23 protein-coding genes are annotated in these 25,525 nt (G+C 60.2%); 7 read left to right on the forward strand and 16 right to left on the reverse strand.

Features of this window, described 5'->3' with window-relative positions:
• From AB6803_RS02185 to AB6803_RS02200, 4 genes are read right to left on the reverse strand one after another with little or no spacing between them, the layout of a single operon-like run.
• Positions 1-2,058 (reverse strand): acetate--CoA ligase family protein, encoded by a 2,058-nt coding sequence (locus AB6803_RS02185; protein WP_371107317.1) that lies wholly within the window; start codon positions 2,056-2,058, stop codon positions 1-3.
• 4 nt (positions 2,059-2,062) lie between these two features.
• On the reverse strand, positions 2,063-3,223 hold the full coding sequence (locus tag AB6803_RS02190; RefSeq protein ID WP_371107318.1) for an acyl-CoA dehydrogenase family protein: 1,161 nt from the start codon (positions 3,221-3,223) through the stop codon (positions 2,063-2,065).
• Between the two features lie 12 nt (positions 3,224-3,235).
• Positions 3,236-4,726, reverse strand: coding sequence for a carnitine 3-dehydrogenase (locus AB6803_RS02195; protein ID WP_371107319.1), 1,491 nt, complete (start codon positions 4,724-4,726; stop codon positions 3,236-3,238).
• 7 nt (positions 4,727-4,733) lie between these two features.
• On the reverse strand, positions 4,734-5,636 hold the full coding sequence (locus AB6803_RS02200) for a 3-keto-5-aminohexanoate cleavage protein (RefSeq protein WP_371107320.1): 903 nt from the start codon (positions 5,634-5,636) through the stop codon (positions 4,734-4,736).
• A gap of 103 nt (positions 5,637-5,739) precedes the next feature.
• Here AB6803_RS02200 and AB6803_RS02205 point away from each other — a divergent pair, with 103 nt between their 5' ends.
• Positions 5,740-6,732: a GlxA family transcriptional regulator gene (locus AB6803_RS02205; RefSeq protein ID WP_371107321.1), complete on the forward strand. Its 993-nt coding sequence runs from the start codon at positions 5,740-5,742 to the stop codon at positions 6,730-6,732.
• Here AB6803_RS02205 and AB6803_RS02210 read toward each other — a convergent pair.
• Positions 6,707-7,582, reverse strand: a complete 876-nt coding sequence (locus tag AB6803_RS02210) for a LysR substrate-binding domain-containing protein (RefSeq protein ID WP_371107322.1) — start codon at positions 7,580-7,582, stop codon at positions 6,707-6,709. The genes AB6803_RS02205 and AB6803_RS02210 overlap by 26 nt on opposite strands.
• A gap of 114 nt (positions 7,583-7,696) precedes the next feature.
• Between AB6803_RS02210 and AB6803_RS02215 the strand changes: the two genes are divergently transcribed.
• Complete coding sequence (locus AB6803_RS02215; RefSeq protein WP_371107323.1) at positions 7,697-8,605, forward strand: DMT family transporter; 909 nt, start codon at positions 7,697-7,699, stop codon at positions 8,603-8,605.
• Positions 8,606-8,655: 50 nt separating this feature from the next.
• Here the strand turns inward: AB6803_RS02215 and AB6803_RS02220 are convergent, their stop codons facing one another.
• Positions 8,656-9,735, reverse strand: a complete 1,080-nt coding sequence (locus AB6803_RS02220) for a LacI family DNA-binding transcriptional regulator (protein ID WP_371107324.1) — start codon at positions 9,733-9,735, stop codon at positions 8,656-8,658.
• A gap of 188 nt (positions 9,736-9,923) precedes the next feature.
• Between AB6803_RS02220 and AB6803_RS02225 the strand changes: the two genes are divergently transcribed.
• From AB6803_RS02225 to AB6803_RS02235, 3 genes are all read left to right on the forward strand, one after another.
• Positions 9,924-10,751: an ABC transporter substrate-binding protein gene (locus AB6803_RS02225; RefSeq protein ID WP_371107325.1), complete on the forward strand. Its 828-nt coding sequence runs from the start codon at positions 9,924-9,926 to the stop codon at positions 10,749-10,751.
• 104 nt (positions 10,752-10,855) lie between these two features.
• Positions 10,856-12,373, forward strand: a complete 1,518-nt coding sequence (locus tag AB6803_RS02230) for an amino acid ABC transporter permease/ATP-binding protein (protein WP_371107326.1) — start codon at positions 10,856-10,858, stop codon at positions 12,371-12,373.
• 69 nt (positions 12,374-12,442) lie between these two features.
• Positions 12,443-13,570, forward strand: a complete 1,128-nt coding sequence (locus AB6803_RS02235) for an NAD(P)/FAD-dependent oxidoreductase (RefSeq protein ID WP_371107327.1) — start codon at positions 12,443-12,445, stop codon at positions 13,568-13,570.
• Positions 13,571-13,614: 44 nt separating this feature from the next.
• Here the strand turns inward: AB6803_RS02235 and AB6803_RS02240 are convergent, their stop codons facing one another.
• On the reverse strand, positions 13,615-14,007 hold the full coding sequence (locus tag AB6803_RS02240) for a hypothetical protein (RefSeq protein WP_371107328.1): 393 nt from the start codon (positions 14,005-14,007) through the stop codon (positions 13,615-13,617).
• 175 nt (positions 14,008-14,182) lie between these two features.
• Here AB6803_RS02240 and AB6803_RS02245 point away from each other — a divergent pair, with 175 nt between their 5' ends.
• Positions 14,183-14,578, forward strand: coding sequence for a hypothetical protein (locus AB6803_RS02245; protein ID WP_371107329.1), 396 nt, complete (start codon positions 14,183-14,185; stop codon positions 14,576-14,578).
• The gene (locus AB6803_RS02250; protein ID WP_371107330.1) at positions 14,578-15,018 is read left to right on the forward strand and encodes a DoxX family protein; all 441 of its coding nucleotides are present in this window, start codon (positions 14,578-14,580) and stop codon (positions 15,016-15,018) included. The genes AB6803_RS02245 and AB6803_RS02250 overlap by 1 nt, the downstream gene beginning before the upstream one ends.
• Positions 15,019-15,030: 12 nt before the next feature.
• Here the strand turns inward: AB6803_RS02250 and AB6803_RS02255 are convergent, their stop codons facing one another.
• The 9 genes from AB6803_RS02255 to AB6803_RS02295 all read right to left on the reverse strand — a co-directional run bounded on the left by AB6803_RS02255 (position 15,031) and on the right by AB6803_RS02295 (position 25,524).
• Entirely contained in the window at positions 15,031-16,095 is a 1,065-nt protein-coding gene (locus AB6803_RS02255; protein WP_371107331.1) for an ABC transporter ATP-binding protein, read from the reverse strand.
• A 24-nt stretch (positions 16,096-16,119) separates the two neighbouring features.
• Entirely contained in the window at positions 16,120-17,634 is a 1,515-nt protein-coding gene (locus AB6803_RS02260; RefSeq protein WP_371107332.1) for a DUF5060 domain-containing protein, read from the reverse strand.
• A gap of 34 nt (positions 17,635-17,668) precedes the next feature.
• Positions 17,669-18,532, reverse strand: a complete 864-nt coding sequence (locus AB6803_RS02265) for a carbohydrate ABC transporter permease (protein WP_371107696.1) — start codon at positions 18,530-18,532, stop codon at positions 17,669-17,671.
• A gap of 20 nt (positions 18,533-18,552) precedes the next feature.
• Positions 18,553-19,452 carry a carbohydrate ABC transporter permease gene (locus AB6803_RS02270; RefSeq protein WP_371107333.1) on the reverse strand — a complete coding sequence of 300 codons (900 nt, stop codon included), beginning with the start codon at positions 19,450-19,452 and terminating at the stop codon, positions 18,553-18,555.
• 102 nt (positions 19,453-19,554) lie between these two features.
• Positions 19,555-20,808, reverse strand: a complete 1,254-nt coding sequence (locus tag AB6803_RS02275) for an ABC transporter substrate-binding protein (protein WP_371107334.1) — start codon at positions 20,806-20,808, stop codon at positions 19,555-19,557.
• Positions 20,809-20,890: 82 nt separating this feature from the next.
• A complete protein-coding gene (gene dhaL / locus AB6803_RS02280; protein ID WP_371107335.1) occupies positions 20,891-21,535 on the reverse strand; it encodes a dihydroxyacetone kinase subunit DhaL in 645 nt (214 codons plus the stop codon).
• On the reverse strand, positions 21,535-22,551 hold the full coding sequence (locus AB6803_RS02285) for a dihydroxyacetone kinase subunit DhaK (protein ID WP_371107336.1): 1,017 nt from the start codon (positions 22,549-22,551) through the stop codon (positions 21,535-21,537). Before AB6803_RS02285 ends, dhaL begins: the two co-directional genes overlap by 1 nt.
• A 58-nt stretch (positions 22,552-22,609) precedes the next feature.
• Complete coding sequence (locus tag AB6803_RS02290; protein WP_371107337.1) at positions 22,610-24,493, reverse strand: hypothetical protein; 1,884 nt, start codon at positions 24,491-24,493, stop codon at positions 22,610-22,612.
• On the reverse strand, positions 24,490-25,524 hold the full coding sequence (locus AB6803_RS02295) for a Gfo/Idh/MocA family protein (RefSeq protein ID WP_371107338.1): 1,035 nt from the start codon (positions 25,522-25,524) through the stop codon (positions 24,490-24,492). Before AB6803_RS02295 ends, AB6803_RS02290 begins: the two co-directional genes overlap by 4 nt.
• Position 25,525 lies beyond the last annotated feature (1 nt).

Genomic DNA, 25,525 nt, shown 5'->3' on the forward strand with positions numbered 1-25,525 from the left:
CTACCTCCTTCGCCGGATGAGGGCGTCTGCGGCTACGACGCCACGGCTTTCAGGCAAGACCATCAATGGATTAATGTCTAGTTCTTCAAGCCGCGCGGCGTGTTTTACGACATATTCTGCCGTTGATACGACGGCATCGACAACTAAATCGAGGTTGCCTTTCGCGCCGCCGCGATACCCCTCGATCAGTTTTGTTACTTTAAGCTGTGAAATGGCATCCAGAACGTCCGTTCTCGTCACCGGAAGAGCCAAAATGACGGAATCTTCAAGCAATTCAACCAGGATTCCACCCGCACCGACCGTCAGAGCCAATCCGAGGACCGGGTCGCGCACGGCTCCGACGATCAGCTCGGCGACCGGACGCTCGATCATCCGCTCGACCAGGTAACCGGCGGCAACATGCGCCATCCGCTGGGCGGCGCTTCGTACAGCCTCCATATCCCGCAGGTTGAGCGCGACAGCGCCAGTCTCGGACTTGTGTTCGACGCCCAAAGCCTTCAAGGCGACGGGGAAACCGAGGCGCTGTGCCTGCTCGGCAGCTTCGCTCGGCGTGGCGGTCGTTGCGCCAACGGGAACGGTAAGACCAAAGGCGGATAGTTCAGCCTTGGCTGTTGCCTCATCCAAGGTCTCGATCTCACCTTCGGCCAAGGCGGTATCGAGCAGCGGCAGCGGCGGTTGAGCGCGCCAGACCGCCCCGATCCCGCTCGCAATTTCCGCCGCGGCAATGGTTTCGCTGATACCGCAAAGGGGTACAATACCATCTTCGATCAGCGACAAGGCGATGGTTTCGGGCATATTCTCCGGCAGCGTCGCCAGGATCCCGGCACGGGCGCCGGTGTGTTTCGCTGCTGCGGAGATGGCGGCGACCGTCGTCATCCAGTCCGCGCCGTCGCAACGGTCCTCCCGCGGGAAATCGAGGACGACCAGATTGAGCGCGTAGCCGCCCTCGAACATGGCGATGAAGGCCTCCGTCTGGCGAGTAAGATCGCCCCAGACGAAGGTGTGATAATCGAGAGGGTTGGAGAGGGTGACCATCTCACCGAGGCTCTGCCGCAAGGTAGGCAGTTGCTCCGGCTTCAGGGCGCGGAAATCCACGGCCCGGCCGGTGGCGGCATCGGCCATCAGCGAAGCCTCGCCGCCGGAACAGCTCATTGAGGAGATCGCATCGCTTGCCAGTGGGCCGGTGACATGTAGCAGTTTCAGCGTTTCGATCATTTCCGGCAGCGTGGCGACCCGACCGATGCCGAGACGGGCGAGAACTGCATCGGCGACGGCGTCGCTGCCGGCAAGCGAAGCCGTATGCGAGACGGCGGCGCGCTGTGCCTGTTCGGACTTTCCGACTTTCAGCGCAACAACGGGCTTGCGCAGTTCGCGGGCGCGCATGGCAAGCTTTTGCAGGGCATGAACGTTTCCAAACCCTTCGATATGCAGACCAATCGCCGTAACGCGCGGATCTTCGAGGACGGCGAGAGCCAAGTCCGATAGTCCGATTTGCGCCTGGTTGCCCGCCGTCATCAGATAGGCGAGGGGCAGGCCGCGTTTTTGCATGCTCAAATTGATGGCGATGTTGGAGGATTGGGTGAGAATGGCGACGCCGCTTTCGACACGGGCCATTCCATGCTGGTCGGGCCAGAGCAGGGCGCCGTCCAGCCCGTTGATCACGCCATAGCAGTTCGGCCCGACGATCGGCATGTCGCCGGCCGCGTTGACCAGCGCTTCCTGCAGCGTGATACCATCGGACAATTCCGCGACCGCTTCGCTGAAGCCCGAGGCATAGCAGACGGCACCGCCGGCGCCTCGAGCTGAAAGCGCGCGGACGATATCGACGGTCAGCAGCCGGTTGACGCCGACAAAGGCGGCATCCGGTGCTGCGGGCAGTTCGTCCACCGATCGATAACAACGGCGGCCGAGCACGCTTTCCAACGTCGGGTGCACCGGCCAGATCTCACCGGAAAATCCCATCCGGTCGCATTGTTCGATGACCCGACGCGCCTCGCGACCACCGAAGACGGCGATTGTTTGCGGTCTGATCAGGCGGTCTAGCGAGCGTTGGGTCATCCGGTCAGGCTCCGAACGGCCGCAACAGATCGCGGCTGATGATATGCCGCTGGATTTCCGAGGTCCCGTCCCAGATGCGCTCGACGCGCGCATCGCGCCAGAAACGGGCAAGCGGCAGATCGTCCATCAGCCCCATGCCGCCGAAGATCTGGATCGCTTCGTCGGTGACGCGGGCCAGCATTTCCGAGGCATAAAGTTTGGCCGAGGCAACCTCGCGATTGGCGGAAAGACCCGCGTCGAGCCGCCAGGCGGCAGACAACGTCAACAGGTCGGCGGCGTCGATCTCGGTGATCATGTCGGCCAGCTTGAACGACACACCCTGATTGGCGCCGATCGGCCGGCCGAACTGCTTGCGCTCCGCCGCATAGGGCAGGGCCAGATCGAAGACACGGCGAGCCCGTCCGACGCAGGTGGCCGCCACCGTCAAACGCGTGCCGTACAGCCATTCATTGGCGATATCGAAACCGCGATGCACGTCGCCGAGCACTTGGGATTTGGGAAGGCGGCAATCCGTGAAATTCAGAACGGAGTTGTGGTAGCCGCGATGGGATAGCGATTCATAACCTTTGAGGATCTCGAAGCCCGGCGTGCCGCGATCGACCAGAAAGGCCGTGATCTTTTTCTTGGTGCCCTTCGGTGTTTCCTCCTCGCCGGTGGCGGCAAAGACGATGACAAAATCGGCGACATCGGCGTGCGAGATGAAATGCTTGGTGCCGTTGAGAATGAAATCGCTGCCGTCCTGGCGCGCAGCGCATTTCATTCCGCGCATGTCGGAGCCGGCATCGGGTTCTGTGATGGCGAGAGCATCGATCTTTTCCCCGCGCACGGCCGGCATCAGATATCGCTCGCGCTGCTCGCCTTCGCAGGCCATCAGAATTCCGGAGGGGCGGCCAAAGAAGACGGTCAGCGCCATCGAGCCGCGGCCGAGTTCGCGCTCGACGAGGGTAAAGGTGGTATGGTCGAGACCGGCGGCGCCGACCTCTTCGGGAAAGTTACAGGCATAAAAGCCGAGATCGATGCATTTGCGCCGGATCTCCTCTCCGAGCTCCGGCGGCACGATGCCGGTGCGATCGACCTCGTTCTCATGCGGATAGATTTCCGTCTCGACGAAGTCACGGACGGTCTTGACGATCATTTCCTGTTCTTCGTTGAGCCCGAAATTCATGTCCGCTTCCTCCTAGCGTTTTTGTCCGACACGGCGCCCGATGCCCTCCGGCAGGGGCAATTTTGCATGAGCCTCGGCGATCGGCCTTACTTTGCGCAGCACCTCCTCCGGTGCGGGAGCGGCCTTGCCTGCCTTGGCATCGACATGCAGCAACATATGTTCAGCGGTGGCAATGATATCGCCCGTGGCCGTGTCGTGGATCGTGTGGAACAGATGCAGCCGCTTCTCATCGGCGGACAGGAGCTGGCAGGTCGAATGGATCGCCTGGCCGAGCTTGGCCTCGCCGATGTGGCGGATATGCGTCTCGACCGTGTAGTAGCTGTGGCCACGCTCGACATAGTCAAAATCGACACCGATGAGGCGCAGGAGAGCGTCGGAAGTATCGCCGAACACCTGCAGATAGCGATGCTCGGTCATGTGGCCGTTATAGTCGACCCAAGCGGGGCTCACCTTGGTTTCGATAAGGCGCAGCGGTCTTGCCAGGTCGTGAAATTTTCTTTCGCCGCCGCCGGTTGCCCAGAGACTTTGCTCGAAATCCTTGAGCAGCTTGCCGGCACCCCAGCCCTTGCCGCCATGGCTGCCCTTCAATGTCTGAAGGATGCCGACGAGATTTTCATCGCGGATACGCTCCAGCTCGCGGATCGACAAGCCGGCGGCCTGTTCGTCCGACTGCTGGCCGATCTTCTCGACCAGCGCGTCGTCGAGGTCGACGACATCCATCAGCTTGGTCCAGTTCCATTGCAGAGCCGGGCCGAACTGCGCCAGGAAGTGCCGCATGCCCGCTTCGCCGCCGGCGATACGGTAAGTCTGGAAGAGGCCCATCTGGGCCCAGCGCAGGCCGAAGGAATAGCGGATGACATCATCCAGTGTTTCGACGGTGCAGATGTCGTCCTTGATCAGCCACAGCGCCTCGCGCCACAGGGCTTCCAGCAGGCGGTCGCCGACGAAGGCCTCGATCTCCTTGGCGATATGAACGCCCTTCATGCCGATGGGCGGCAGCCGGTCCATGGCGGCTTGGATCGTCTCCCTGGAGGTCCTTTCACCGCCGACGATTTCGACAAGCGGCAGCAGGTAGACCGGATTATAGGGATGGGCGACGAAGAGACGCTCGGGGTGACGCATGTCGCGTTGCAGGTCGGTCGGCAGCAGGCCAGAGGTGGAGGAGCCGATCAGCGCGTCGGGCCTTGCCGCCGCGTCGATCTGCGTCAGCACCTTGCGCTTCAGATCAAGCCGCTCGGGAACGCTCTCCTGGATCCAGTCCGCACCGGCCACCGCCTCTTCCAACGTCTCTCGGAAGGTGAGTTTGCCGCGCGCGGGAAGCGGCGCGCCGGTGAGCATCGCATAGGCCTTTTCGGCATTCGCCAGCACTTCGCCGACGATGCGGGTCGCTTCCGGATGCGGGTCGAAGACATCGACATCGATGCCGGCCAAAAGAAAACGCGCAATCCATCCGCCGCCGATGACGCCGCCGCCGATGCAGGCTGCCTTGTTGATCTTGGTCATCTAAGCCTCAGCGTTTCGTCAGTTTCAGTTTCTTGCGGACATCTTCAGGGCCGATAATGCGCGCGCCCATGCCTTCGATGACCTGCACCGCCTTTTCGACGAGCTGGGCATTGGTCGCGAGCAGGCCCTTTCCGACGTAGAGATTGTCTTCCAGGCCGACACGGACGTTGCCGCCGGCAAGGACGGACGCGGCGGGATAGGCCATGGCGTTGCGCCCGATGGAAAAGGCCGAGAAGGTCCAGCTCGGTGGAACGTTATTGACCATCGCCATGAAGGTGTTGAGGTCATCGGGCGCCCCCCAAGGGATGCCCATGCAGAGCTGGATGAGGACCGGATCCTCAATAAGACCCTCCTCGGCAAGCTGTTTGGCAAACCAGAGATGACCGGTATCGAAGGCTTCGATTTCGGGGCGGACACCGAGATCGGTCATTTTCTTCGCCATGGCCCGCAGCATCGAGGGCGTGTTGGTCATCACATAGTCGCCGAGACTAAAGTTCATCGTGCCGCAATCGAGCGTGCAGATTTCCGGCAGGCATTCGGCGACATGGCTGACACGCTCCGTTGCGCCAGCCATGTCGGTGCCCCTGACGTTCAAGGGCAGGGGGCTTTCGACATCCCCGAAGATCAGATCGCCGCCCATGCCGGCGGTCAGGTTGAGCACCACATCGACATCGGCCGAACGGATGCGGTCGGTCACTTCCCTGTAGAGATCGTTGCGGCGGCTGGCAGCCCCGGTTTCAGGATCGCGGACATGGCAGTGAACAACTGCCGCCCCAGCTTTGGCGGCATCGATCGCGGATTCCGCGATCTGCTTGGGCGTGATCGGAACGTGGCTGGATTTCGAAACGGTGTCGCCGGAACCGGTGACGGCGCAGGTGATGAAGACATCGCGGTTCATCGCAAGAGGCATTTTTGTTCTCCCTCGTATTGAGGGCATTACGCTGCAAGCAGTGGCTTCATGCTTTGCATTTTCAGAAGCAAACGATACATTATCAGAAACACGAGAAATGCCCATGTTCACGCCATCCGATACGCCGCTCGACATCGACCTGCTGATCCTACCGGAGACGAACCTGATCCTGATCGCGTCGGTGATCGAACCTCTGCGCGGTGCCAACCGCATTTCCGGCAGCGAACTCTATCGCTGGCGACTGTTTACGTTGGGCGGTTCGCCGGTCGAGACGACCAGCCTCATCCCGATACCAGCATCGGGCAGCTTCCGGCCGTCAAACGACACGGCGCCGCTCTTTGTGTTGGCGAGCTACAATTGGCGGCGCAGCGCCACGCAGGCGCTGAAGATGCAATTGTCGCAGACGGCGCGTTATCGCTCGATGATCGCCGGCATTGAGTCCGGTAGTTGGCTGCTGGCCGAGGCGAGCCTTCTCGACAATGTGTCGGCGGCTGTCCATTGGGAGGATTCGGAGGATTTCGCGCTGGCCTATCCGCAGGTGCGCGCCGTCAAGGATCGTTTCGTCATCGACGGCAAGCGCATCACCACCGCCGGCTCGATGCCAACGGTGGATCTGATGCTGGAAATCATCCGGCGGCGGCAAGGCTATTCGCTGGCGCTCGAAGTCAGCCGGCTTTTCATCTATGAGCCGGCGACCGTCTATGGTGCCATGGAGCTGTCGCCGTCGACAGCCGGTTTACGTCTGCGTGATCCCCGCGTCGCCCAGTCCGTGCGACTGATGGAAGAGCATATCGAACAGCCACTGGTGCTGACGCGCCTGGCGCGGCGCATCGGGGTCAGCGCCCGTCATCTCCAGGCTCTGTTTCAGGACGACTTCGGCGCGCCACCGCATGTGCATTATCTGGCGCTCCGGCTCAACGCGGCGCGCCGCAAGGTGATCGAGACCAAGGAGTCGTTTGCGGAGATTGCCGCGGCGACCGGCTTCAATTCGGCTTCGGCCTTTTCCCGTAGCTATCGCGCCAGTTTCTCGGAAAGTCCGTCGGGTACGCGGCGGCGCTTGCGCGGGCGCTCTACGGCTGCAAAAGAGCCGACATAGGCTGGAAAGCTTCGCGCACCATCTCCGCCAGCTCCCGGATCGCCTCGCTCGAATGATAGGGGTTGCGGCGAAGTACGACGCGGGAAGAATCGACCGGCGGAAATCCATCATCGCCCGTCAGTTCCCGGCAGCCATGCGGAATGTTGCTTCGCGAGAGCGTTGTGACGGCAAGGCCGGCCGAAACGGCATTCTTCAGGCCGGAACTTGTATCGGCGACGAAGGCGATACGATAGCGCCGCCCCTGCTGCTCCAGGGAGCGCAAGGCAAAGTCACGACACCATGTCGAATCGCGATAGATCGCGATAGGCAACGGCACCGCTTCGTGCAGCCGGTGCACCAGCGATGTCACCCAGACCGTAGGGTCGATGCAGAGAACCTCGCCTGTGGTCTGATCGCTCCAGTCGAAGACGACGGCTAGATCGAGCTCGTCTCTCTCCAGGGCGGCAAGATTGTGTGCGGTATAGTCGCAGGTAACGGTGACTTCGACGGCGGGGTGCCGGATGGCGAAGGCGGCAAGCGCCGCCGGCAGGATGGTCTGGCTGTATTCCTCCGGAATGCCGATCCGGACGGGGCCGTCTAGCGGCTTGGTGCGGATGGTGGCTGCCGCCTCGGTTAGCAGGTCGATCACCCGTTGCGCATAGGGTAGCAACTGATTGCCCGCCCGGGTCAGTGCAACGCCACGCGCGCTTCTGTCGAACAATGCTTTACCAACGATTTCCTCGAGGCGCTTGATCTGCGCACTGACGGCCGATTGCGTGCGGCCGATACGCTGGGCGGCAGCGGAAAAATTCGATGTCTCGGTGATGACGAGAAACGTCCGGAGCAGATCGCTTTCGATGGGTTCGCGCATGATGGATCACAAATTTTTCTGATGGCTACTATCTCTACTATTCGTTTGTCTGATGTCAAATATCGGCGCAGACAGGGTCACCAATTCAGGTGCTGCATTTCCGAGATTCGATAGATGACCATTCAGATTCCTGCCCGAACCTTCTCCTCAAGCGAGTATGAGAAGGGTATCGTTCTTGTGGCCGTGGCCACGCTTGCGTGGAGCTGCAGTGGCATTTATGCGCGGCTTCTGACGACCGACATATGGACGGCGATCGCTTGGCGGTCGCTGTTCGGCGGCATATTCCTGTTGATCCCGAGCTTCTTCCTTGAGGGCGGCTTTTCACGGCGCCAATGGAGTTCGATTTTTCATCCCGCCGGATTGGCGATGATTGCCTGCCAGACCATCAGCCAGGCCTGTTTTATCGGTGCGCTCTACATGACCACGGTCGCAAACGTGACCATGATCTATGCAACGGCGCCGTTCATCGCCGCCTTTCTCAGCTGGTCGATGCTGAAGGAGCGCGTGGCGAAGCGGACGTTGATTGCCGGTGGTGTTTGCCTCGTCGGGGTGGCGGTTATCGTCGCTTCCTCGATTGGGGGCGGCACCGGCGTCGGCGATCTCCTTGCGCTCGGCATGACGGTCACCTTCGCTCTCATCATCGTCATCCCGCGCATCGACCGTAGCGTGCCGATCCTGCCGTCAAGCGTCGTCAGCGGGTTCCTCACATTCGTGCTCTTCCTGCCTTTCGCTTCGACGGCCTCGCTCGATGCCTATAATTGGCTGTTGCTCGCCGCATTTGGAGCGACGAATTTCGCGCTCGCCTTCGTTCTTTTCCTTTTCGGGTCAAGGCGAATGCCGGCGGCCGATGCAGCTCTCATCAGCTCGATGGAGATCGTGCTTACCCCCTTCTGGGTCTGGCTCTTCTTCTCCGAGAGGCCGCCGATGGCAACGTTCATGGGCGGTGCGATCATCCTTGCGACGATCGTGTGGCATACCGCCGTCGATCTTCGGCATGCCCGCCGTGTCCGCGCGCAGGACTAGAATGTCGTAACTGTCCGTTCCTGTTCCCGAGACGATGACAGGCTTTCGCCTCACGTCACAGTCGATCGTGGTGCCGCCACCGAACCGCGCCGGATCAGGCTGGTCTTGACGATCGTGCGCTCCGCTGGTTGCTCCTTACCGTTTAGCCGGGAAATGAGCCTTTCGGCGGCTTTCTTTCCCATCTCATAAACCGGCTGATCGACGACGGTGATCGGCGGAGCGGTAACTGTGGTCCAGTCCGCATCGAGGAAGGAAATCATCGATATGTCCCTGGGGATGAAAAGGTTCAGGGACTGTAGAGAACGGAATACCCTGAGCCCGACGAGGCTATCGGACGCCACCAAAGCCGTCGACGGATTTTCTTCCGCCAGCAAGCGTTTCACGACGGCATCCGTCCGCTGCTGATCCGTGGCGCCAAGCCTGACGTAGCGCTCCGGGTCCTCCAACCCGGCGTCGATCTGTGCGCTCAAGAAGCCCTCCACGCGCTCGCGCACGGCGGAGTTGGATATCTGCCGGCTGTCCGTGAACGGATCAACTCCGGTGTCCATGGCGGATATATAGGCGATGCGGCGATGTCCTGCCTCGAGCAGATGTCTCGTTGCGTTCATGGCGGCATCGCGGTCGTCGCCGGTCACCGAGTCGACCCCAAGCTCCGGAATGCTTCTATCGAACAGGACGAGCGGAACGCCGACACGGCGAATGTCCTGCAGATGCTCCATGCGGTCGCATCGCGCCGGCGTCACGATCAGGCCATCGACGCGCTTGCCGATAAGCAGGTCTACCGCCGATTTCTCGGTATCAAGTTCTTCGCCTGAATTGGCGATGATGACGTTGAAGCCCGCCACGCGCGCAGCGTCGCTGATGCCTCGGACGGCGAGGCTGAAAAAGGCGTTCTCGATGTCGCCGACGATAACGCCGATGATGCCGGATTTCCCCGTCGTCATGCTGCGGGCAAGTTCATTCGGCCGGTATTCCAGTTCTGTTGCCGCAGCCATTACTTGAGCGCGGACATTGTCGCTGACCACGCCATAGCCGCCGAGAACACGGGCCGCCGTGGCCTTCGAAACCTTGGCCGCTTTTGCGACGTCGGCGACGGTGACGGAACGTTTGACGGGGCTAAGGTTTTCCATGCGATGACGGTTACAAGAGTTGTTGACGGAAGGTCAATCTCAAGTTAACAAATATCCAATGAGACCGGTCTCTTTATAAGAGATACCGGTCTCTTGTGCAAATCCTTCCTTCGGCGAGACTCGATGAGGGAGCGGATGGTCACGCATAAAAATGCCGATAAGAGCACCCTTCAGAGTGGAGAATGAACATGAGCAAATCTGGCATATTCGCAGCCGCCATCGCTCCCTTGCGAGCTGGCGTCCTGGCCTATCTTCTTGCAGCCGGCATCGGGTCCGCATCCGCGGCCGACAATCCCTATAATCTGATCGATCCGCAGACTATCAGCGTCGGCACGATGGGCGATTCAAAGCCCTACACCTTTGCGACCGCCGACGGCCAATTCACCGGCTTCGACATTGAGCTCTTCCTCAATGTCGTATCGCGTATGGGCTTTGCGAAGGACAAGGTGACCTTCACCGGTCAGGAATTCTCGGCCTTGATGCCGTCCGTCGCCAATGAACGCTTCGACGTAGCGGTCGCCGCAATCGGAACGACCGAGGCACGCAAGAAGACGGTCGACTTCTCCGACGGTTATCTCGCCGGATATCTCTCCGTCCTGACACCGGAAGCTAGCATCAAGGATGCCGATACGCTGAAGGGCAAGCGCCTCGGCGTGGTGCAGGGCACCTTGCAGGAAATCTATGCCACCAAGAATTTTGCCGGAGCCGATCTCGTAAAATTCCCCGACAATAATTCGGCGGTGGCCGCGCTCAACAATGGCACGATCGACGCCCATTTCCTCGATTACGAAGCGGCCAAGCAATATGGCGAGCGTTATCCGTCGCTGAAGATCGCCGTGAACATCCCGTCCTTCGATGCGCCTGCAGGCTTCGTCATCCGGAAGGGCAATGATCCCTTCCGCACGGCGCTGAATAAAGCGCTTCACGAAGCGATGCAGGACGGCACCTGGAAGACGCTTTATGAGAAGTGGTTTCCGGGCTCACCAATGCCGGACCAATATCTACCCAAGAAGTGAAGCTTCGAGCCGCCCGCGCTTGCCGGGCGGCTCCTTCATGGCATTGCTGATGTTTATCCGAACGGATGCGTCGGTATGGCCCGCAAGAATTCATGGGGAATGGAATGGATTGGCTTGAAAATCTCCGCCGCAGCTTCCTGGACTGGGATGCCATGGCGGAAGTGCTGCCGAGCATGATCACCGTCGGCCTCAAGAACACGCTGATCCTGGCTGCGGCCTCGACGGTGCTTGGCGTCATTATCGGAATGATCCTGGCCGTCATGGGCATCTCGCAGTCACGCTGGCTGCGCCTGCCGGCACGGATCTACACCGATATTTTCCGGGGCCTGCCGGCAATCGTGACGATCCTGATCATCGGTCAGGGCTTTGCCCGTATCGGACGCGAATTGTTCGGCCCCTCGCCATTTCCGCTCGGCATCATCGCCCTCAGCCTGATTGCCGGTGCCTATATCGGCGAGATCTTTCGGTCGGGCATTCAAAGCGTCGAGCGCGGCCAGATGGAAGCCTGCCGCGCGCTCAGCATGAGCTACGGGCAGGGGATGCGGCTGATCGTCATCCCGCAAGGCGTAAGGCGCGTTCTCCCTGCGTTGGTCAATCAGTTCATCGGCAACGTCAAGGATTCGAGCCTTGTCTATTTCTTGGGCTTGCTTGCCTCGGAGCGCGAGATTTTCCGCGTCGGGCAGGATCAGGCCGTGGTCACGGGCAATCTGTCGCCCTTGCTGCTTGCCGGTGTGTTCTATCTCCTCATCACCGTGCCGCTTACCCATTTCGTCAACTACATCGACGCGCGGCTGCGGCTTGGAAGACAGGGGCGCGGCTCGGGTGTTGCCAGCGGTCTCGTTGAGGTCGGCGAATTGCGCGCCGCTTCCAACATCACCGGTAGTGAACCGCGCTTCAAGGCAGGGGCGCTCAAGGTGCGCGATCTCAGCATGGCCTATGGCGATCTCGATGTGCTGAAGGGCGTCGATCTCGATATCGCTCCGGGGACGGTGACCTGCATCATCGGCCCATCGGGGTCCGGCAAGTCGACGCTTCTGCGGTGCCTGAACCGGCTGGTGGAGCCGAAACGCGGCGATATTCTGCTTGATGGCGAAAGCATTCTGGCAATGAAGCCGGAAAGTCTGCGCCGTCGCGTCGGCATGGTGTTCCAGCACTTCAACCTGTTTCCGGACCATACCGCGCTCGACAACGTCATGTTGTCACTGACGAAGATCAAGAAGATGCCGAGGAGCGAGGCGCTTGGGATTGCCGAAGCACGCCTTACCGAGGTCGGTCTCGCCGAACGCAAGGATCATCGCCCGGCGGGTCTGTCGGGCGGACAACAGCAGCGTGTCGCAATTGCCCGTGCGCTGGCGATGGATCCCGAGGTGATCCTGTTCGACGAGGTGACGAGCGCGCTCGATCCCGAACTGGTCAAAGGCGTTCTCGATCTGATGGCGAACCTTGGACGGCAGGGCATGACGATGGCTGTCGTCACCCACGAAATGGGATTTGCCCGCAGGGTTGCCGATCAGGTCGTGTTCATGGATGAAGGCCGCATCATTGAAGCGGGGCCCCCGCAGCAGATTTTCGACAGTCCGCAAAGCGAGCGGCTGAAGCGCTTCCTCGCTGAGGTTCTCTGATGCCTGTCGCCACGATATAAACCACGGATTTTCACAGCCAGACAACGTCAACAGATAAGGTTATCCAACATGCATGCTTCCACTCAGCCTTCGAAGGTCATCGTCGTTGGCGGCGGGATTTTCGGGGTTTCGACCGCACTTCATCTCGCGCGGCTCGGCGTTCGCACGGTGATCATCAATGACCGTCCGCTGGCGAACGGCGCCTCCGGGCGCTCGCTCGCCTGGCTCAACTCGGCGCGAAAGCGCTCGGATGCCTATCATCGGCTGCGTTTGGCCGGTATCGACCGCTACCGGACGCTGGCCGCCAAATATCCGGATGCGCGGTGGCTGCGGTTCGACGGCGGGCTGACCTGGGATGCGGATGGCGGCGATAATGAGATTGCCGAGGTCTTCGAATACGAACGCAATCTCGGTTACCACGCTCTACTGCTCACCCCGTCGAAGATTGCCGAGACGACACCGGGCGTCGATGCCAGCACGGTGACGCCGCAGGGTGCCAAGTTCAATCCTGGCGAGGGTTGGGTCGACCTGCCTTCGTTGATCGGCGTTCTCGCCGAGGAGTTCAAGGCGCTGGGCGGCGAGATCGTCGTCGACGCCGGACGCGCGACCGTTAATGTCGAAGAGGGCCGGGCTTGCGGCGTGACGACATCGAACGGTGTCCGCTGGGATGCCGATGCCGTGTTGCTTGCGGCCGGTGGAGCCGTTCCCGCGATCGTGGCCGAGGCGGGTCAGCACATTGCCGACGGAACGCCGATTGCGCTTCTTGTCAGAACGAAACCGATCAAGCACCCGTTGAAAGCGGTCCTGAACACGCCACGCGTCGCCATTCGCCCGACACCGGACGGTGGTTTTGCGCTCGATTCCGCTTGGTCCGAGGAGGAAGTCGGCATCAATGCGGACGGGAGCTACGAGATAAAGCCATCCACGCTCGAAGGCCTGCTTCGCGAGGCATCGAAAGTGCTTGAAGGAAATCCCAAGCTCGAACTGGCGGATTATGGCGTCGGACCGAAGCCCATTCCGGGCGACGGCGACCCGGTGTTCGGAGAATTGCAGTCCATCCCCGGCTACTTCGTCGCCTTCAGCCACAGCGGCGCCACGCTTGGCCTGATTGCCGGTGAACTGCTCGCCGACGAGATTTCGACCGGAAAGCGTCATCCACTGCTGGCTAATTTCCGGCCTGAGCGCTTTTCCAAGTAGGTCATATAGGGCGATTTGGCCTCGCTGTTTCGGCGGGGTTTTGCTCAGTGGATCGAGCCGAGCAGCATCGGGCTCGAGGCGAGATTGTCAACGAGAACCGTCATGGCGTAGCAGGCGACAAGCAATTGAGCTGAAAAGGTCAGCACCGGCCGCCAGTCCTTGGCGGCCGAAGCCCGCTTGTAGGGCGGGGCGGCGCTCTTCCCGGTTTCAATGGGGATATTCTCGAAGGTCTTTGCTCCGAACGCCAGCAAGCAGAGAACGTTGAAAATGATGAACTGGCGTGCCCCCGCGCCGATGATGCAAAACATCGCGTTGCAGCCAACACAGCTGGCCCAAAGATAGACACGCCCTTGCTTGCCGAGATAGCGCCTGACACCCGCCAGCCCATTCAGCAAATGTTCCGGATCGCCTGATCCTGCATTTGGGGTTTGTTTCACATCCGGTCTCCTTGCCCGAATCCGGGTGGACATAAGGAAACCAGTTTTCGCCCGTGGCATGTGTTGCATTGTATTGCGGCGTGTTTTTTTAGTTTGCCGCGGATAGGTCGCTATGGCGCGTTCCGGCCGTAACAAAACGTAACAAGATAAAACATTGCATTACATCGGAATCGCTATGTTGGTCCGTATTCCAACAAGAGGTCCTCGGATGCTTTCTGATTCTCTATCATCCCATCGTCGGACGGACGTTCTGATCTGTCTCGACAATCCTCAGGCCACCACCAGCATCGGCTCGGTTCTGTCCGCACGAGGACTGTCGGTCGCAGCGATCTCGATGTCGGGAATACAGAGCGAGTTCGAGCCGAATGGCTGTCGGGTCGTGATAACGCATACTGCGATGATCGGCCGGGTTCGAACATGGTTGAAATTGCCCGTGGTCAATATCGAGGCTTTCATCTTCGAGCGGCCGGACCATTCGCCGACGGGCTCGCCAAAACAGTTTGATGGCGCCGCATTCGTGAAGCGCGTCCTGGCGGTCATGAGCGACGCTGATAGACGCGCACCACAATAATGAGCACCGGTCGGCACCACACGGAAACATCCGAAGGCATTTCTGGTCAGTCCCTGGCGGAGCTGAGAGTTGCTGTCGTCTGGTTTCTGGAGGCCTCCGTCGCGGTGATCTTCGGCCTGTCGGGCATCTTAAAGGTATCGAAGCCCATCGAATATCTCGGCAGTCTGGGCATGGATTCCGTGATGGCTCTCCCCGAATGGGCCGTTCGCGCTGTTGGCGTAGCCGAACTGCTTTCGGCGGGCGCTTTGTTGGTGCCGGCCATGCTCGGTGTGCTCGTTGCCCTCGCGCCCCTAGCTTGCGTCGCGCTTCTGGTCGTGCAGGCCTTTGCCATCATCCTTGAGCTTTCGCTTGCCCACGGCGATTACGCGCTGACTATCAACTTCGTCCTGCTCGGCTGTCTGGCGGTTGTCGCCTGGCATCGTCTCCAAGCCATTCGATAACGGTTCGGTGTTTCACAGGCGCTGCTGGGTCGCCTTGTCGAAAAAATGGACATTCGGCGATTTGAAGGAAAGCTGCACCTTCTGGTTCGGGGCCAACTCCGCGCGCTCCCGCATGACCCATGTGAGCTCTTTGCCCTCCACCTCCAGCGCCACATGGGTCTCTGAGCCCGTTGGCTCGATGACGGTAACGGTTGCCGGCACGCCGCCATCGGCCGCAAAGGAGATGTCTTCGGGTCGAATGCCGATGAGGATATCCTTATTCTCCGCCTGGGCCGGCGCATCGAGGAGTTCGACGGGCGTGCCGCTCGGCAGCAGAAGGGTTGGCTTCAGACCGCCGGTGAGCCTGCCTTCGAGGAAGTTCATTGCTGGGGATCCGAGAAAACCTGCCACGAAGACATTTTTCGGCTGGTCGTAAAGCTCGAGCGGTGTTCCGATCTGTTCGACTTTGCCGCCCTGCAACACCACGATCTTGTCGGCCATCGTCATCGCCTCGATCTGGTCATGGGTGACATAGACGATGGTCGTTTTCAGCCGCTGATGCAGCGCCTTGATCTCGGCCCGCATCTTGACGCGCAATTTTGCGTCCAGATTGGACAGCGGTTCATCGAAAAGGAAGACCTTCGGATCGCGCACGATAGCGCGGCCCATGGCGACGCGCTGGCGCTGGCCGCCGGAAAGCTGTGCGGGCTTGCGGCCAAGCAATGGCTGAAGGCCGAGGATCTGCGCGGCCTCGCCAACCTTTCGCTCGATTTCGGGACGCTTCGCGCCGGCAAGTTCCAGCGCGAAGCCCATGTTTTGGGCGACGGTCATTTGCGGATAGAGCGCATAGTTCTGGAAGACCATCGCGATATCGCGATCCTTCGGCTGCAGGTTGTTGACGACGCGCCCACCGATCGAGATCTCACCGCCGGTGATTTCCTCCAGCCCCGCGATCATCCGCAGAAGCGTTGACTTGCCGCAACCGGACGGCCCGACGAGAATGACGAATTCACCGTCCGATATGTCGACATCGACGCCATGGATGATATCCACCGCTCCGTAGGATTTTTTGACGTTCTTGATGGTCAGTCCGGACATGAAATTGCTCCCTGTGAGGCCCGATCAGTTCTTTTTGCGGATGCGAAGGGCCTGGTATGGCTTGCCCGGCAGTTCGACGCCGAAGGCAGCGTCCGGCTTGCCGCCGCGCACGATCGCGCCGTGCCGCGTAGGATGCGGGATCGGAGCGTCCACCTTCCTTGCGGGGGTAATGGTCATCTCCCAGGTATCGATGATGTCGACGTCGTAGTCGGTGCCATCCTTGGGCAGACCCGTCGACCAGATGACGGGCTGGTGTTCGCCGAGATAGATATAGCTGACATTGCCGTCGCGAGCCCCAGAGACACGCGTCCATGGCCATTCGCCCGCAGCTCCGAGCGGGTCGAGCCCGCCAACGACGTCTTGCTCCAGCAAATCGCGGAGGAAGCCAATACGTTTCCATGCCTCGCCGCGCAGTTCGCCGCCCTTGGCCCACCAGATGAGATCCTGCGGATGCGAGTAGGTTTCGCCGTGGCCGGCATAGCCGCCGCGCATCATCGTGAGCCAGAAGCGATGGACAAGCTCCTGCGCCGTCAGGTTGCCCCAGGACTGGATGATATTGCCTTCATATTCCGGCTCGTCGTTGACGACAGGCTTGCCATAGGCATCGCGCCATTCCTGCGTCCGCTTGACGTCCCAGTTCTGGATGCAGGTATGCGTGACCCAGGGCTTGCGATGATCGAAGTTCATCGTCTGCTCACCATTGTGGATCGATTTCAGATGGCCGTAGGGATCGTTCTCCTCGAGGATATGAAAATAGCGGTCCCATTGCGCCATCGGCTTGGTGTCGAGGAGAAAGTCGTATTCGTTGGCGAGCGCCCACCAGACATTCCTGTAAGCGGCAAGCCGGGCCGCGAGATATTCGACATAGCGGAAGTCCTGCTCGGCGGACATGTCGGCATAGCCCCAGCGGTCATAGGGGTGAAACATGATGATATCGGCTTCGATGCCGAGGGCGCAAAGGGCCGCGACCTGCTTTTCGAAATGCTGGAAGAGGACCGGGTTCGGACGGTCGAAGTCCTCTTTGCCGTCGGCACCCTTCTCGAAGCACGGATAAAGCGGTTCGTTGACGTTATAAGGGTAGTCTTTCGGAAACACCCCCATGCGGATCTTGTTGAAGCGTGCGTTCTTCAGCGTTTCGAGCGTTTGTGCTTGCATCTCCAGCGGCTGATGCGTCCAGGCATAGCAAGTCGTCCCGAAGGAGAGGAATGGCTTGCCGTCGGCATAGGCGAAATGGAATTTGTTGCGCACGCGCACCGGCCCGTGATTGCCCTCGGACGGCTTGGTGGCGATGAGCGAGCCGGTTTTGCCGTCGAGTTCCACGGTCTTGGAACGCGTGCTGAAGGACCATTCGCCTTCGTTGTCGGGCATGAAGCGAACGCGATAGACGCCGTCGCCATCGTAAAAGCCGGGCACGCGGACCTCGCGGCTGTTCTGGCTGAAAACGGCATCGAATGCCACGTCGAGATAGGGATTGCCGCTCGAAGGGCCGTTGAAGGCCGCCTCGAAGACGCCCCATTTTTCGACGGTTGCATTGGACATGATGTTCTCCTCGAAAGACTTTGAAAGTGGGGACTCAGCCCTTGACGGCGCCGGAGGTGAGGCCGGAGACGAAGTATCGCTGGAAGATGAGGTAGACGAGTGTTGCCGGCAGCACGGTCATGACGATCGCGGCATTGAGCTGACCGTAATCGTTGGAAAACTGCCCCTGGAAGGACATCAATCCCAGCGGCAGCGTCCACATATGCTGGTCTTGGAGCAACACGAGCGCCATGGCGAACTCGTTCCAGGTGGAGACGAAATCCAGGATCAGCAGCGCGGCCAGCACCGGCAGGCAGACCGGCAGAAAGATCCGGCGAAAGATGGTGAAGTGGCTCGCACCATCGATCAGGGCTGCTTCGGAGAGTTCCTTTGGAATGCCCTTGAAGAAGCCATGCAGGATGAAGACCTGATAGGGTACGCCGAAGGCGATATAGGGCAGGATGACGCCGGGATAAGTGTCGATCAGCCCCAGCGAATTGACGAGCGTGAACAGCGGCGCCAGCATGACCTGAAACGGGATCATCGTGCCGAAGACGACGAGAAGCAGCAATGCCTTCCCGGTCTTAAAGGGGATCTTGGCGAGCGCATAGGCCGCCATCGCGGAAAGCGCCAGCCCCAGCGGAACCTTGATGACGGTGATGATGGCGCTGTTGAAGAATGCGTTGGCGAAGTTTCCCCGGCTCCAGGCATTGCTATAATTCTCGAGGGCCAGATGGGCGGGCGGCATGAAGGCGCCGGTGCTGGTAACATCGGCCTTCGTCTTCAGCGATGTGAAGACGATGAACACGAAGGGCGCGACCCAGATCAGGGCGACGACGATGAGTGCGATCCAGAGCCCGATCAGGATCGGATCCCGCCTTGGCTTTCCTACGGTGGCCGTATCGAAGGTGACAGCCATGGATTCGGGTGACGTCGCGGTCATTGCTCGGCCTCCTCATGCTTCTGCGTCCATCGCAGGTAGGGGACGACAATGGCGATGGTGATCAGCAGCAACACGACCGAGATTGCCGCGCCACGGCCGAAGTCGAAGATCTGCATCGCCTGGGTGAAGGCCCAAAGCGCCAGCATCTGCGTGGATTGCGCCGGTCCGCCGCCGGTGAGGCCATAGACGATGTCGAAGGCCTTGAGCGACGAAATGATCGACAGCACGAGTACGATCGTGATGGTCGTGCGAAGGGCAGGGAAGGTGACGTGCTTGAAGACGGCCCAGCGTCCCGCGCCGTCGATGCGAGCGGCTTCGACCAGAGACTGCGAAACATTCTGCAGACCGGCCAGGAATAGAACCATGGAAAAGCCGACCGACTGCCAGAGATAGGCAACGAAGACCGAATAAAGCGCGATGTCTCTATCGCCAAGCCAGTCCTTGATCCAGGTCTGGAGGCCCATGGATGTCAGTATCTCGCTGAAGAGGCCGAAGAATGGGTCGTACATCCATTTCCACATCGTCGCGACGGCGATGGGGGCGATGATGACTGGAAGGTAGAAGATGGCGCGGAACGTGTTGCGGCCGAAGAGCTTCTGATTGAGGCTCAATGCCAGGAGAAGCCCCACCATTGGCGGGAACACCAAACACATGATGGTCCAGATGACCGTATTCTTGAAAGCGACCCAGAAGACAGGATCGCGCGTGAAGATATATTGGTAGTTTGCAAGGCCGACGAAGGGACGCTGAGGATCGAGCCCGTTCCATTTCTGGAAGCTCAATATCGCGACATTGACCATCGGATACAGCGCGAAGATTGCGTAGATCGCCAGCGCCGGGGCGAGCAACAGGAACGCCTGCACGCGGGGATCATGTGTTCGGTTTCGCAATGACATTCTCATCTGCTCCGGACGACAAGCGGCTGGCGCGTGGGCTTTTAGGGCTCGGAATAGCCGGCCCCGATGGATGATCGGGGCCGGTCAGCATCCTGGGAGGACTTAGGTCCGGCCTGCGATGAAGGTCTGTAGCTGCTTGGCGGCATCCGCCGGTTCGATGTTTCCGGACGCGACGTCATTGATCACGCGGAAATATTCTGTCGTGACATCAAGCGGAAACGCCTGGTCGCCGTTCATGTAGACCTTGCCGTAGGTCTTGAAGATATCCAGCCATTTGGCTTCAAGCGGCTTCTGGCCGGTGTATTGGACGTTCTTGTTGACCGAGATCGAGCTGATCTGCCCGACCAGATCTTGCTGGACCTTGGTCGACAGGAAGTAATCCAGGAATTTTGCAGCAAGATCAGGATCTTTGCTCTTGGTGCTCACGTAGTTGTATTCGGCGAAGCCATAGAGGCGGTTGGTGTTCGTCGGGAACGGGAAAATCCCGTAATCGTCGAGGTTTGCGCCACTGCCGCTCAACTGGCCGACAAGCCAATCCCCCTCCAGCATCATTGCCGCGCGGCCCGCGACGAACAGGCTGTAGGATTGCTGATTGCTGATGCCCATGAAGGGCTGAAGCGTGTAGTTCTTGGTCCACTTTGCGAATTCGATGAAGGCGTCCGTCGCGCAAGGTTCTTTCGTCCAGTCAAGCTTCATCGCCATCAGCGCATCGTGCTTGTCGGCACCGCACTTCGTTTCAAGGATCACGTCCATCAGCCGCATGACATGCCAATTGACCGAGCCGCCGAAGGTGAAGGCCGGAATTCCGGCAGTCTTCAGCTTCTCGGCATCCGCAAGCAGATCCTCGTAGGTTTTCGGCTCTTCGGTGATGCCGGCCTGCTGGAACAGTTTCTTGTTGTAATAGACCGCCTCACCCTTGAAGGTGAAGGGGACGCCATGCTTGCCGCCCGGATAAAGGTCGGCGAAGGCGGCCGCCGAGGGGAGGAGTTCATCGCTCCATTTGTATTGCGTGTAATATTTGTCCAGCGGCAGCGACAGGCCGGCTTTGACATATTCGCCACCGAGACCAAGCCCGGCCCAGCTGAAATAGATATCGGGACCCTTGCTGGAACCCGCCGCCACGCGAAGAGCGGTCTTGTGTTCATCAACACCACGCTGAACGATTTCGATATGCGTTCCCGGGTTTGCGGCCTCGAAATCGGTTGCCACCTTCTTCAGCGCAGTATTGGCGCCGCCATTATCGAAATTGAGCGTCCACAGCGTCAGGTCCTGCGCTTTCGCACCGGTTGCCGTCAGGGCAGCCGCAGCAATCGCGACCGCGCCAAAACCTCTCGCATATTTGGAGTTGATACGCATTTTTCCGTCCTCCTCTGAAGAATGCTGAGGGCGGTTTTGTCAAATCACCAGATACATGTCAACTGGTATGATGAGCTCATCATCATTGAGGCGAGAAGAAGGCGTGGAAGCATGCGACGACGACGGCTGCCGAGGCGGCGCCGGGATCAATGTGGCCCAAAGCGCGCTCGCCAAGCCGGGAAGACCGCCCCTTCGTGGCGATCATATCCTTCGTTGCTTCCATGCCGGATTGCGCCGCGACGAGCGCTGCGGAAAAGCACTCTTCCAGCGGCATTCCGTGGTCCCGCGCAGCCTGGCAGGCGGCGGCAGCCGGTGCCCAAGCGTCGATCATGGTCTTCTCACCGACTTCGGCCTTGCCGCGATCCTGGATCCCCTTGGCAATCGCCGCGAATGCAGCAACCATGTCGTCGGCGGTGAGCGATGGCTTGCCTTTAACCGCGGCGCCCGCGCGCATCAGGCCGGTTGCGTAGAGCGGCCCCGAGGAAGCGCCAACAGCGTTCAGGAAAGCCTTGGCTGCCGTGTTGAAGACGAGGGTGGGATCGGCCGTTGCCGGATCGAGTTCGGCCGTCGCCTTGGCGGCTGCCGAAAAGCCCAGCTCCATGGCGATCCCGTGATCGGCATCGCCGATCACGCCATCAAGTTCGCAAAGCCGGTCCCTTTCGCGCGTCATTGCCTCCGCGATGAGGGCGATGAGAGATTTCAGATCGTCGGCCGTGATCGTCGTCATCAGAGCGCCTCGCCGGTACGGAACATCGCGCAATCGCAGGGGTGGTCGATCAGTCGCTGCAATTCATCGTCCAGATGCATCAGCGTGATCGAGGCGCCGGCCATTTCCAGCGAGGTGCAATAGTTGCCTACCAGCGATAGATGGATCTCCACGCCCAGCGCATCGAGCGTCATCTTGACCTTGCGCATGATGATGTAGAGTTCCATCAGCGGCGTCGAGCCTAGCGAATTGATGAGCACCGCCACGCGGTCACCCCGCTTGGGCTGCATCTCGCCGAGGATCCTATCGAGCAATTCGGTGGTCACGTCATCAGCAGGCTTGAGCGGACCACGGGCAACGCCGGGCTCACCGTGAATGCCCATGCCGATCTCCATTTCGTCGTCGCCGAGCTGGAAGTTCGGCTTCAGCGTCTGCGGCAGAGAGCAGGGCGAGAGAGCGACGCCCATCGTGTAGGTGCGGTCATTCGCCCATCGCGCGACCCGCTCCACCTCATCCAGGCTGTACATCAGATCGCAGGCAGCACCGGCCGCCTTGAAGACGAAGACGTTGCCGGCAACGCCGCGCCGGCGATCCCGCTGATCTATGGGGGCGGAGGCGACATCATCGGTTGTCAGCACGGTGCGGACCTCGATGTCATCCATGGTGAGCATCTCGGCGGCCATGTCGAAATTCATGACATCGCCGGCATAATTGCCATAGGCGAACAGGACGCCAGCGCCATTGTTGACGGCCTTGGCGCATTCGATGATCGGGTCCGGCGGTGGCGAGGCAAAGACATTTCCAACTGCCGCTGCATCGGCGAGCCCTTTGCCGACGAAACCCAGGAAGCTCGGCTCGTGTCCGGAGCCGCCGCCGATGACGAGGCCGACCTTGCCCGGACGCGGGCCATGCTTTGCCACGATCGACCGCGGCGATCCGTCAATGGCGCGAAGATGGTTGGGATGGGCCGCGAGCACGCCGGCCAGCATTTCGTCCACGGCCGCCGCGCCGTCATTGATAAGCTTCTTCGTCTTCACGCCGGTCCTCCCGATCATTGCGATTCTGAGGACTAAGATGCGCGTCTCACGAGCTAGGTCAATCCGCCAAAACGATCGAACCGACAGCATAGGGTCCAAGACTGAGAACTTTGTCCGTCAGTTTATCGGCTTTGCGGAAGGAGCTGAGATCGACCTGCTGCGGCGTGTGCGTCACATTCACCAGCAGCAATTGCGGCGCCTTATCTGCCGGCGCTGCAATGAAGGCGAGGATTGCTGCCGGGTCGGATGAGACGCATTCCCGCCATGGACTGCCGGCGAGGCGGGCCAGCATGGCAACCGTATTGAAGATCGGGCGTTTGCCTCCGGCTGGAGACGGCTCGTTCCTACCAGCGATTAACCCGAAGGGGCCGGTCAGCGCCGCAAGCGTCAGGCATTCCAGGCCGGCGTCGAGCACCTTGACCGCATAGCCGAGTGCGAAAGCTTCGGCGAAACGGCCATTGTGCCGGGGATCCGTATTGGCCATCGCAATACGGTGCCCGTCGGGATTATCCATCGTCCGGCTGCCATAGGGGTTCTGGCGCATGGGAATGGTGGAGGGGCCGATTCGATAGGGCTTGTCGCCATAAATAGCGCGAACGGAGCGCGTGATGAACGGCAGCGCTTCCAGCGTCTGCATGACGCTCAGATCATCGGCGGCATGCACGATTGGGTTGGTGCAATGGGTGATGAAATCGAGCGGTTCGGACGGAACGCGCTTGCGGTTGAGCTCGGTGAAATAGCTGAGCATCCCGCCGCCGAGGCGAATGCCCGGAAAGGCGGCGCGGGCTGCCGTATAGACCTCCTCAAGAGGAGGGCATGCCGGCCATTGGCTGCCGGGAGGGGTCGACTGACTGTCCACGGAAGGGGAAATGACGATCGCGTCCGGCCAGAATCCGGCCACCTGCATCCAGATCGCGCACTCCATCGTTTCCGCGAGCGGCGATTGCTTACACGGCAAGGCTATTTCCAGCGTCGAGGTGCCAGCATTGAGCTGGGCAATGGCGTTAAACGCCGTGAACGCACCCGCATCATGGCCGGCATTCGGATCGAAGTGAAAAAGTATTTCCTGCGGCCCGATCTCCGCCAGGATATTGCGAGCCTCAAGCGTTGACTGCGCCTCCTCTGGCGTGATCATGAGGCCGATCGGCGGCATTGTCCCGCTCTTCGTCCCCTCCGTGATCGTGATGACTTGGCTGTTTGGCGAGATGGACACTGGAACGTTCAGCGTCTCCCTCTTATCGTCGACACTGAGAACGACCCTTTGTCGCACGGATTGGTCCGCCGGGATTTGATAGGGCCAGGGCAAAGCGAGAGGACGGACATAAGTCTTGTAGGAGGCATCCGACCAGTTGCGCTGATCCTCCATCTCGAAGGTGTCTCCTTCCATCCGGCATTCCGCTGTGACGTGCGGCATGACGCTGTGCGTGATCGCGCGCATATCCTTGAAGGGCTGCCATGGCTCGATGAGATCGGGAAAATGGGTATCTTCGCGATGGCCGTCGACATGTTCCACCGAAACCGGTGTGCCGGCGACGCCGACAATCGGATGAAGGATGCAGAAGCCGCAGCGGTTGGTCTCAAAGCCGGTTTTGGAGATTGCCTCCGCATCGAAGATCACGGCGCCTCCGGCGTCAGCGGAGATCTGCACGCGGATTTCAAGCGTTGTGCCGTCTGGTCCGGCGCAATGCGCGACGTAACCAACGAAAAACGCATTATTGCCCTGATTGATCTGCAGGTCAGATATTTTGGGAGCATAAGTGCCCCAGTCGCGGTCGCGCACGAGATAGGAGACGGCACGGAGCACCTCCGTACCATGATAGGTGATCGTGCGGAGATTGCCGTCCTTGAAGTCAACGGCAAGCCGGCCAGCGGTCAGCCGTACCGGCGGGATTTCTGTTTCTTGCGTGCCGTAAAGCTCAAAAGGATCGACCTCGGCCGTCATCGCAGCATCGCTCCGATGTCGACAGTCCTCCCATCGGCGGCGCTCTGATAGGCGGCTTCGACAAGGGCGAAAGTCTTCAGATTATCCGCGCCGGAGGTCGAGGTTTCGCCGCCGGACGCGAGCCGGTCCGTCCAGTGCTGCTGGATCGCCAGCACGCTTTCCTGGATATTGTGCCAGGGGCGGGAGGCCCAGGAGAGTAACTGCGGCGAGGCATCGGAGATAGTCGTGCCGTTCGGGCTGGCTACTTCGAGACGATAACCTTGCGATAGCCGGATCGTTCCCTGTGTTCCGTCGATCTCGATCAGCGTCTCGGGAAAGGGCTCCGTGGCGAGCTTGGTCGCGTAGCTGACGTCGACGATTGATGTCGCGCCGTTCTGGTGGTCGAGCAGGATGGTTGCGACATCCTCGCCCTTGATCTTCGGATTGACCCGCTTGGTGCGGGCGGTGAGCGTCGCAACGTCGCCAAGAATGAAGCGGGCGATGTCGAGCGTGTGGATGCCGAGATCCTCGATGATGAAGCGCTCGCCTTCCGCAAGATAAGGCTGGCCGGAGAAGACATCGAAGCCCGAGCGGAAGGAGAAGCGGCCCCAGAAGGGTTCACCGATGGCGCCTGATTCCAAAACGGCCTTTACGGCCTGTATCGGTGTCTGCCAGCGGAAATTCTCGTGCACCATCAGAGGGATGCCGGCGTTTTCGCAAGTGCGGACCATCGCCTTCGCATCGCTCAAGGATTTTGCGAAGGGTTTCTGGCAAATCGCTGGAATTTTATGGGTCGCTGCCATCTCTACCAATGCGCGATGGCTTTGAACCGTTGTGGCAATATCGATGAAATCGAAGCCGCCATCGGAAAAAAGAGCCGCAGCATCGCTGTAACGGCGTTCAATGCCGAATTGATCGCCGACGATCTTTAACCGCTCCGGCTCACGATCGCAGATTGCGACAATACGGGCGCCTTTGACGTCCTTCCACGCATGCATCTGGTTGACCGCAAAGAAACCGCAGCCGATGAGTGCGCCCTTGAGTTCCCCCATG

The organism is Rhizobium sp. RCC_161_2 (genome assembly GCF_041355235.1).
Lineage (GTDB): Bacteria > Pseudomonadota > Alphaproteobacteria > Rhizobiales > Rhizobiaceae > Rhizobium.